The sequence below is a fragment of the Nocardioides sp. genome, assembly GCF_036401255.1.
Lineage (GTDB): Bacteria > Actinomycetota > Actinomycetes > Propionibacteriales > Nocardioidaceae > Nocardioides.
Genome location: NZ_DASWVI010000368.1, coordinates 1 through 6,633, shown reverse-complemented (window position 1 = coordinate 6,633; position 6,633 = coordinate 1). Strand labels below are relative to the sequence as shown.

The 6,633-nt window shown below is 72.2% G+C and carries 9 protein-coding genes; 6 read left to right on the top strand and 3 right to left on the bottom strand.

Annotation, left to right across the window (positions count from 1 at the left end; all coding sequences use genetic code 11):
- A partial coding sequence (locus VGD85_RS17010) for a hypothetical protein (protein ID WP_331064619.1) occupies positions 1–180 on the top strand: 180 nt, incomplete at its 5' end.
- Positions 181–191: 11 nt separating this feature from the next.
- On the opposite strand, the gene VGD85_RS17005 is transcribed toward VGD85_RS17010, so the two are convergent.
- Both VGD85_RS17005 and VGD85_RS17000 read right to left on the bottom strand, forming a co-directional pair.
- Positions 192–455, bottom strand: a complete 264-nt coding sequence (locus VGD85_RS17005; RefSeq protein WP_331064618.1) for a hypothetical protein — start codon at positions 453–455, stop codon at positions 192–194.
- Positions 439–594 (bottom strand): hypothetical protein, encoded by a 156-nt coding sequence (locus VGD85_RS17000; RefSeq protein WP_331064617.1) that lies wholly within the window; start codon positions 592–594, stop codon positions 439–441. Before VGD85_RS17000 ends, VGD85_RS17005 begins: the two co-directional genes overlap by 17 nt.
- A 163-nt stretch (positions 595–757) precedes the next feature.
- Here VGD85_RS17000 and VGD85_RS16995 point away from each other — a divergent pair, with 163 nt between their 5' ends.
- The 5 genes from VGD85_RS16995 (at position 758) to VGD85_RS16975 (ending at position 4,543) form a co-directional block, all read left to right on the top strand.
- Positions 758–1,504: a response regulator transcription factor gene (locus VGD85_RS16995; protein ID WP_331064620.1), complete on the top strand. Its 747-nt coding sequence runs from the start codon at positions 758–760 to the stop codon at positions 1,502–1,504.
- Positions 1,501–2,610 (top strand): sensor histidine kinase, encoded by a 1,110-nt coding sequence (locus VGD85_RS16990; RefSeq protein WP_331064616.1) that lies wholly within the window; start codon positions 1,501–1,503, stop codon positions 2,608–2,610. Before VGD85_RS16995 ends, VGD85_RS16990 begins: the two co-directional genes overlap by 4 nt.
- A gap of 100 nt (positions 2,611–2,710) precedes the next feature.
- A complete protein-coding gene (locus tag VGD85_RS16985; protein ID WP_331064615.1) occupies positions 2,711–3,004 on the top strand; it encodes a glutaredoxin in 294 nt (97 codons plus the stop codon).
- Entirely contained in the window at positions 2,997–3,947 is a 951-nt protein-coding gene (locus VGD85_RS16980; protein WP_331064614.1) for a cytochrome c biogenesis CcdA family protein, read from the top strand. The genes VGD85_RS16985 and VGD85_RS16980 overlap by 8 nt, the downstream gene beginning before the upstream one ends.
- A 2-nt stretch (positions 3,948–3,949) precedes the next feature.
- Complete coding sequence (locus tag VGD85_RS16975; RefSeq protein WP_331064613.1) at positions 3,950–4,543, top strand: peroxiredoxin family protein; 594 nt, start codon at positions 3,950–3,952, stop codon at positions 4,541–4,543.
- Between the two features lie 130 nt (positions 4,544–4,673).
- On the opposite strand, the gene VGD85_RS16970 is transcribed toward VGD85_RS16975, so the two are convergent.
- Positions 4,674–6,224, bottom strand: a complete 1,551-nt coding sequence (locus VGD85_RS16970) for a molybdopterin-dependent oxidoreductase (RefSeq protein ID WP_331064612.1) — start codon at positions 6,222–6,224, stop codon at positions 4,674–4,676.
- Positions 6,225–6,633: the final 409 nt, after the last annotated feature.

The window sequence follows — 6,633 nt, the reverse complement described above, 5'->3', positions numbered from 1 at the left end:
CGCCTCGTCGGCGAGGACCCCGGCGACACCGCCGCCCGGCTCGGCTACGCCGACCACCCCGCCCCGGTGGTGCCGGTGGCCTGGGTGCGGTTGTTCGGCCGCGGCGTGCCGCTCTCGAGGGAGGCCGCACTGTGCCCGGCCACCCCGCCCCGCCCCGCGCGTGGCGCGGCCTGCGGGTGATCCCGGGTCGCTCAGCGGTGGCCGTGGCCCGGCATCAGGAACATCATCGCCGCCATCATCGCCGCGCACAGCAGGGCCGAGACGAGGGCGCCCGACCCGACGACTCCGGTCGCCACCAGCACACCCGCGACCACGAGCATCGGGACGCAGCAGGCGAGCATCATCAGGCGGTGCCCGCCGTGCGCCCCGTGCTCGTGCGCGTGCGTGCCCTCCGGGGCGGTGCCGGAGCCGGTGTCGGGGCCGGTGTCGGCTCCGGTGTCAGGAGCTGTGGTCATGGAGGGGGTCCTCTCGGGGATCCGGTGGTCGCGTCCCGCGGAACAGCGAGACGAGGGCGAGGAGCACGACCGACCAGGAGGCCACGAGGGCGACCGCGAGCACGGCCCAACCGGCCCAGCCGCCGTACCAGCCCGCCATCGCCCCGCCTCCTCTGGCCCGTGACGCTCGGCTCACTTCTCGGCCAACTGTCGGCCGGCACGGTCGCGCGGCGGGTGGCGCTGAGGTCAAGGTTTGCTGAAGTTGCCGACGGCCGCGGCCTCGTGGACGGCCGGGCGGGCCCGAGGCTGTCACGATGGACGGCATGGTCGACCACGTCACCGCGGGCCCCCGCGCCGACCCGGCGCGCCCGGGCTCGGGGCTCCGGGCCCTGGTCGTCGAGGACGAGCCGGAGCTGGCCGGCCTGGTCGCGAGCTATCTCCAGCGCGACGGCTTCGAGGTCGCGGTCGTCCACGACGGGCAGCAGGCGGTCGACCTGGCCCGCGAGGTCGACCCGGACGTCGTGGTCCTCGACCTGGGGCTGCCCGGCCTCGACGGGGTCGAGGTGTGCCGCCGGCTGCGCACCTTCTCCGACGCGTACGTCGTGATGCTGACCGCCCGCACCGACGAGGTCGACACGCTCATCGGGCTCTCGGTCGGCGCCGACGACTACCTGACCAAGCCCTTCAGCCCGCGCGAGCTGGTCGCCCGGATCCAGGCGATGCTGCGGCGTCCCCGCCCGATCGGGAGCGACCGGGAGGCTGACGCCGCGCGGGTCTTCGGCGAGCTGGCCATCGACGTCGCCGGGCGCGACGTGTGGCTCGAGGGACGCACGATCGCGCTCACCCGCACCGAGTTCGACCTCCTCGCCACGCTCGCGCAACGACCGGGCATGGCCTTCAGCCGCCGGCAACTGATCGACGCCGTGTGGGGCCCGAACTGGGTGGGCGACGAGCACCTCGTCGACGTCCACGTCGGCCACCTGCGACACAAGCTGGGCGACAGCGCCACCGAGGGCAGGTACGTCCGCACCGTGCGCGGCGTCGGGTACCGGATGGGCCGCGGCACGTGACTCGCGCCGGAGCCCGCCCGCGCTTCGCGACCCGGCTGCTGATCGCCCAGGCGCTGGTGCTGATCGCCGGCTCGCTGTCGACCTGGCTGGTCGCGTCGTCGGTGGGGCCGGGGATCTTCCACGACCACCTCCAGCAGGCCGGTGTCGGGCACACCCCCGCGGAGAACGAGCACGTCGAGGAGGCGTTCGCCGCCTCGCTGCTGATCTCCATCGCGCTCGCGCTGCTCACCTCGGTCGTGGCCGCGCTCGCCGTGTCCTGGTACTTCAGCCGACGCGTGGAACGCTCGATCAGCAGCGTCGCGGAGGGTGCCTCCCAGATCGCGGCAGGGCGCTACGACGCCCGGGTGCCCGACCCGGGACTGGGCGAGGAGTTCGCCACGCTCGCGACCACCTACAACAGCCTCGCGGCCCGGCTGGAGGCGACGGAGTCCGTACGCCGGCGGATGCTGGCCGACCTCGCCCACGAGATGCGCACGCCACTCGCCACCATCGAGGCACACCTGGAGGCGATCGAGGACGGCGTCCGCCCGCCGGACCCCCACACGCTCGGCATCGTCCGGGCGTCGGCGCGGCGGCTCGGCCGCCTCGCGGAGGACGTCTCGGCGGTGTCCACCGCCGACGAGGGCAGCCTCCAGATCGACCGGCGTCCGGTCCCGGTGGCGATGCTGGTGAGCGCGGCGGCCGACGCGTCCCGGCACCACTTCGACACGAAGGCGGTCGGCCTGCGCACCGTCCTCGAGGAGTCCGGGTCGGTGGAGGTGGACGTGCAGCGGATGGAGCAGGTCCTCGGCAACCTGCTCGACAACGCGCTGCGGCACACGCCCGCGGGCGGGACCGTGACCCTGTCGTGCCGACGGCACGGGGCCGGGGTCGAGATCGTGGTCGCCGACACCGGTGCGGGCGTCGCCCCCGAGCATCTCGCCCACCTGTTCGACCGGTTCTATCGCGCGGACGCCGCGCGTGACCGCGAGCACGGCGGGTCGGGCATCGGGCTCGCCATCGCGAAGGCACTGGTCGAGGGCCACGGCGGTCGGATCTCGGTGGCCAGCGGCGGACCGGGGCAGGGCGCGACGTTCACCGTGTGGCTTCCCGCCGCCGAGGGCTGAGCGCCGGCCTTCAGCGAACCTTCACACAACCTCCCGGGTTTGTGCGGGGCGGGCGGCGAATGCTGGGCAGCGCCCATCACGAGCCGTGCAGAGGAGAGCCATGCAGGTGCCGCCGCCGGCGCCCGGACCCGCCCTGATCACCGTCGTCGAGAGCGACGGCTGCCACTACTGCGCCGACGCGGTCGACGCGCTCGCCCGGCTGGCCGCCGCGTTCCCGCTGCGGGTCCGCACGGTCGACGCACTCAGCGAGCCCGGCCGGGAGCTGATGAGGCGGCACCGGGCCGCGATGAGCCCGCTGGTCCTGCTCGACGACACCTTCTTCAGCAGCGGACGGCTGCCGCGCCGCAAGCTCGAGAAGGCGCTGGCGGCGAGGTACGGGCAGCGCCATGGGTGACCTGCTGACGACCGGGTCGGTGCTCGCGGCGTTCTTCGCCGGCGGCGTGGCCCTGTTCGCACCGTGCTGCATCGTGTTCCTGGCCCCGTCGTACCTCGCCGTCGCGGTCAAGAACCGGCGCTGGCGGCTGCTGCCGCTGACCTTCGTGTTCGCGGCGGGGCTCGCCCTCGTGCTCGTGCCGATCACCCTCGGCATCGGCCTCGTCGCGTCGACGATCGCGAACTACCACGCCGCGCTGTACTACGCGGGTGGCGCGTTGATGCTGGCCCTGGCCGGGCTGAGCCTCTCGGGCCGGATGGTCAGCCTGCCGTCGTTCCTGCGCGCCCCCGACACCGCGCGCGGCGACTCCGCGAGCTTCTTCGCGCTCGGCGTGTTCTCCGGCGTCGCGAGCTCCTGCTGCGCGCCGGTCCTCGCCGGCGTGATGACGCTGTCGGCGCTCTCCGGCTCCGCGGTCGGGGGCCTCGCGCTGGGGCTGGCCTACACGTTCGGCATGGTCTTCCCGCTGTTCGTGATGGCGCTGCTCTGGGACCGGTTCAGCCTCGGCGAGCGCCGGTTCCTGCGCGCCCGGACCGTGCGGGTGCGAGTCGGCGGCCGGGTGCTGGTCACCAACACCGTCAACATCGCCGTGGCCGCCGCCTTCGCGGTGATGGGTGGCTTCGTGATCCAGCTGGCCGGGAGCGGTGAGATGACCGGGGGGCCCGGGTTCCAGGTCGCGATCGGCGACCGGCTCGCGCGGGTGTTCGGCCGGATCGAGGCATGGACCGATCCGGTGCCCGAGGCCGTGCTCGGCCTCGGCGTGCTGGCCGTCGCCTCGGTCTTCGTCGTCGCCGTGCTGCGGGACCGCCGACGTCCCGGCGGGACCGAGCCGCGGGCGGACTCCGGAGCCTGCCGCGGGCCGCTGGCGGACGCCGGGACGCACCCCGACCGCACGAAGGAGGAGTGAGGATGTCACGTCAAGTCGCCGACCGGTCCCGCGAGGTACGCGGTGGGCACGCCCACCCGGTGCGCCGGGTCGCGATCGGAGTGTCCGTCCTCGTGGCCCTGGGCGCGACGATCACCGCGATGATGCTGAGCTCGCGGCCGACGTCGTCGGACGAGACCCGGCGCGCCCCCGACTTCTCGCTGGTCGACACCAGCGGCGCCCGGCACTCGCTGGAGGACCATCGCGGAGAGAACCTGCTGCTCTACTTCTCCGAGGGCGCCGGCTGCCAGTCGTGCATCGTGCAGATGGGCGAGATCGAGAAGCACGCCGAGGAGTTCGCCGACCAGGACGTCACCGTGCTGCCGATCGTGATGAACACCCGCGAGCAGATCACCGCCGACATGGCGGCCAACGGCGTCCGGACCCCGTTCCTGCTCGACGACGGCACCGTGTCCGCGGCGTACGGCACCCTCGGCCGCGGGATGCACGCCGGGCTGCCCGGCCACAGCTTCGTGCTGATCGACGCCGAGGGCAGGCAGCGCTGGTACGGCGAGTACCCCTCGATGTGGCTCGCGCCGCAGGACCTGCTCGAGGAGATCAGGTCCCGGCTGTCCTGAGCGCGCCCCTCATCGTGGCGGCTGAAGGCAGCTCGATCTCGATACACCCGTCGCGACCTCCTGCGTCGGTCGCGGGGCTACTCGACCTGGCTGCTGGGTCCGAGCCTTCGCAAGCTCAGGCTCGGGCACCTCAGATGCGCGCGTCCATGTCCTGGTAGCCGGAGTCCTCGCGGGTACCGCCCATGCCGTCACCGACCTCGCGGTAGTCGTGGATCCACGACACCGAGCGGACCCACTTGACCATCTTGTAGCCGTGCATCGACTCGGTGCGCAGCCGCAGCGGGGCGCCGTACATCTGCGGCAGCGGCTCGCCGTTCATGCCCCAGGCGAGGATCGTCTCGTCCTCCATGGCCATCGCCTTGGTGAGCACCGTGTAGTACGGCTCGACGGGCCGGCCGTCGTGCATGTGCTGGGCGGTGCCGAAGGACTCGACCATGACGTACTCGGCGCCCTCGACCGGCTCGACCTGGGCGAGCACGTCGCGCAGCGGGATGCCCGACCACTTCGCGATGCCGGTCCAGCCCTGCATGCAGGTGTGCATGGTGATCTGGTCCTGCGCGGCGATCGCCTTCAGGTCATCGAGCGAGAACGAGCGCGGCTCGCGGACCAGGCCGCCCACCTCGAGGCGGTAGTCGCGGAACCCGTCGTCGCGCAGCGCCAGCCACTCCGGCGACTGGCTCAGGTCCGGCGGCCGCGTGTTGACCCAGTGGAACGGCGAGATGTCGTCCTCGGTGAAGACCTGGCGGGCCCGCTGGCGCGAGGTCATCGGGTTGAGGATGAGCTTCTTGACCGGTGCCTGCAGGCCGTAGAGCACGCGTTGGCTCTTGCGCACGTCGATCAGGGAGACGTACGACGCGGCGAGCCACAGCGCGACGACCACGACCACGCCGATGATGACCCGGGTGACCGCCTGGCCGACCAGCGCCTCGTCGTACTCCTTGCCCATCATCATGTGCACGAGGTTGTGCTCGGGGTGGACGACGAGCACCAGTGCGACGTGCATGACCGCGAACACCACGAAGATCGCCATGCCGATGAAGTGCAGCGACCGGGCCGCCTGGCGACCGCCGAACAGCTTCGGGTACCACGGGTAGCGGCCGACCACGGCCGGCGACATCACCGGACCGGTGACGATCATCAGCGGGGCCAGGACGAAGACGACGAACGTGTACATCAGCTGCTGGAGCGCGTCGTACGGCTGGAAGTGCTCGATCGAGGGGACGCCGAACCCGGCGTAGATCTTCAGGGAGTCCCACGCGTCGGGGAACACGTCCCACGAGGTGGGGATCAGCCGCCGCCACTGCCCGGTGCCGAACAGCAGCACCACGTAGATCAGCCCGTTGAGCACCCACAGCGTCGTGACGAGGCCGTGCCAGGCGCGGCCGATGCCGATCTTGGCGCGGCCCGGCAGGCTGATCAGCGGGTGCAGGTCGCGCTGGTCGTCGCGCGCGGTGAACGCTCCGATCTCCGTCGGGACCTTGTCCTTGGTGAACTTCAGCCACTCCGTGTCGGGTCCGCAGTCGTTGCGCCAGTAGAGACGAGGGTGCGAGGCCAGGATCTCCCAGCCCGAGCGCACCAGCAGCCCGAGGAAGAGGAAGTTGACCAGGTGGGTGACCTGCAGCCACCACGGGAAGTCGAGCTCCGTCGACGAGGTGGCGGCCAGCAGCAGCGGTGGGGTCATCGTGCGCTCCGTTCTCCGGTGCGGCCCGAGTGCCGCGGGTGCGAGAGGCGTCTCGACCATAGCGACACTCGGCGTCGGATGGATCCCGGCGGGCCACGGCGTCCGTCACATCGGGCCGGTACGGCGAACGGCGCCGCACGTGGGTGCGGCGCCGTTCGGGTGGCGGAGGATAGGGGACTCGAACCCCTTCGGAGTGGGGAGTGCTGTTGACCCAACCCGCTCGTCGACGGCGAACGGCGCCGCACGTGGGGTGCGGCGCCGTTCGGGTGGCGGAGGATAGGGGATTCGAACCCCTTTGGAGTGGGGAGTGCTGTTGACCCAACCCGCTCGTCGACGGCGAACGGCGCCGCACGTGGGGTGCGGCGCCGTTCGGGTGGCGGAGGATAGGGGATTCGAACCCCTTTGGAGT

Coding starts and splice junctions, on each gene's coding strand:
- VGD85_RS17005 (WP_331064618.1), bottom strand. CDS start 455: ATGACCACAGCTCCTGACACCGGAGCCGACACCGGCCCCGACACCGGC.
- VGD85_RS17000 (WP_331064617.1), bottom strand. CDS start 594: ATGGCGGGCTGGTACGGCGGCTGGGCCGGTTGGGCCGTGCTCGCGGTC.
- VGD85_RS16995 (WP_331064620.1), top strand. CDS start 758: ATGGTCGACCACGTCACCGCGGGCCCCCGCGCCGACCCGGCGCGCCCG.
- VGD85_RS16985 (WP_331064615.1), top strand. CDS start 2,711: ATGCAGGTGCCGCCGCCGGCGCCCGGACCCGCCCTGATCACCGTCGTC.
- VGD85_RS16980 (WP_331064614.1), top strand. CDS start 2,997: ATGGGTGACCTGCTGACGACCGGGTCGGTGCTCGCGGCGTTCTTCGCC.
- VGD85_RS16975 (WP_331064613.1), top strand. CDS start 3,950: ATGTCACGTCAAGTCGCCGACCGGTCCCGCGAGGTACGCGGTGGGCAC.
- VGD85_RS16970 (WP_331064612.1), bottom strand. CDS start 6,224: ATGACCCCACCGCTGCTGCTGGCCGCCACCTCGTCGACGGAGCTCGAC.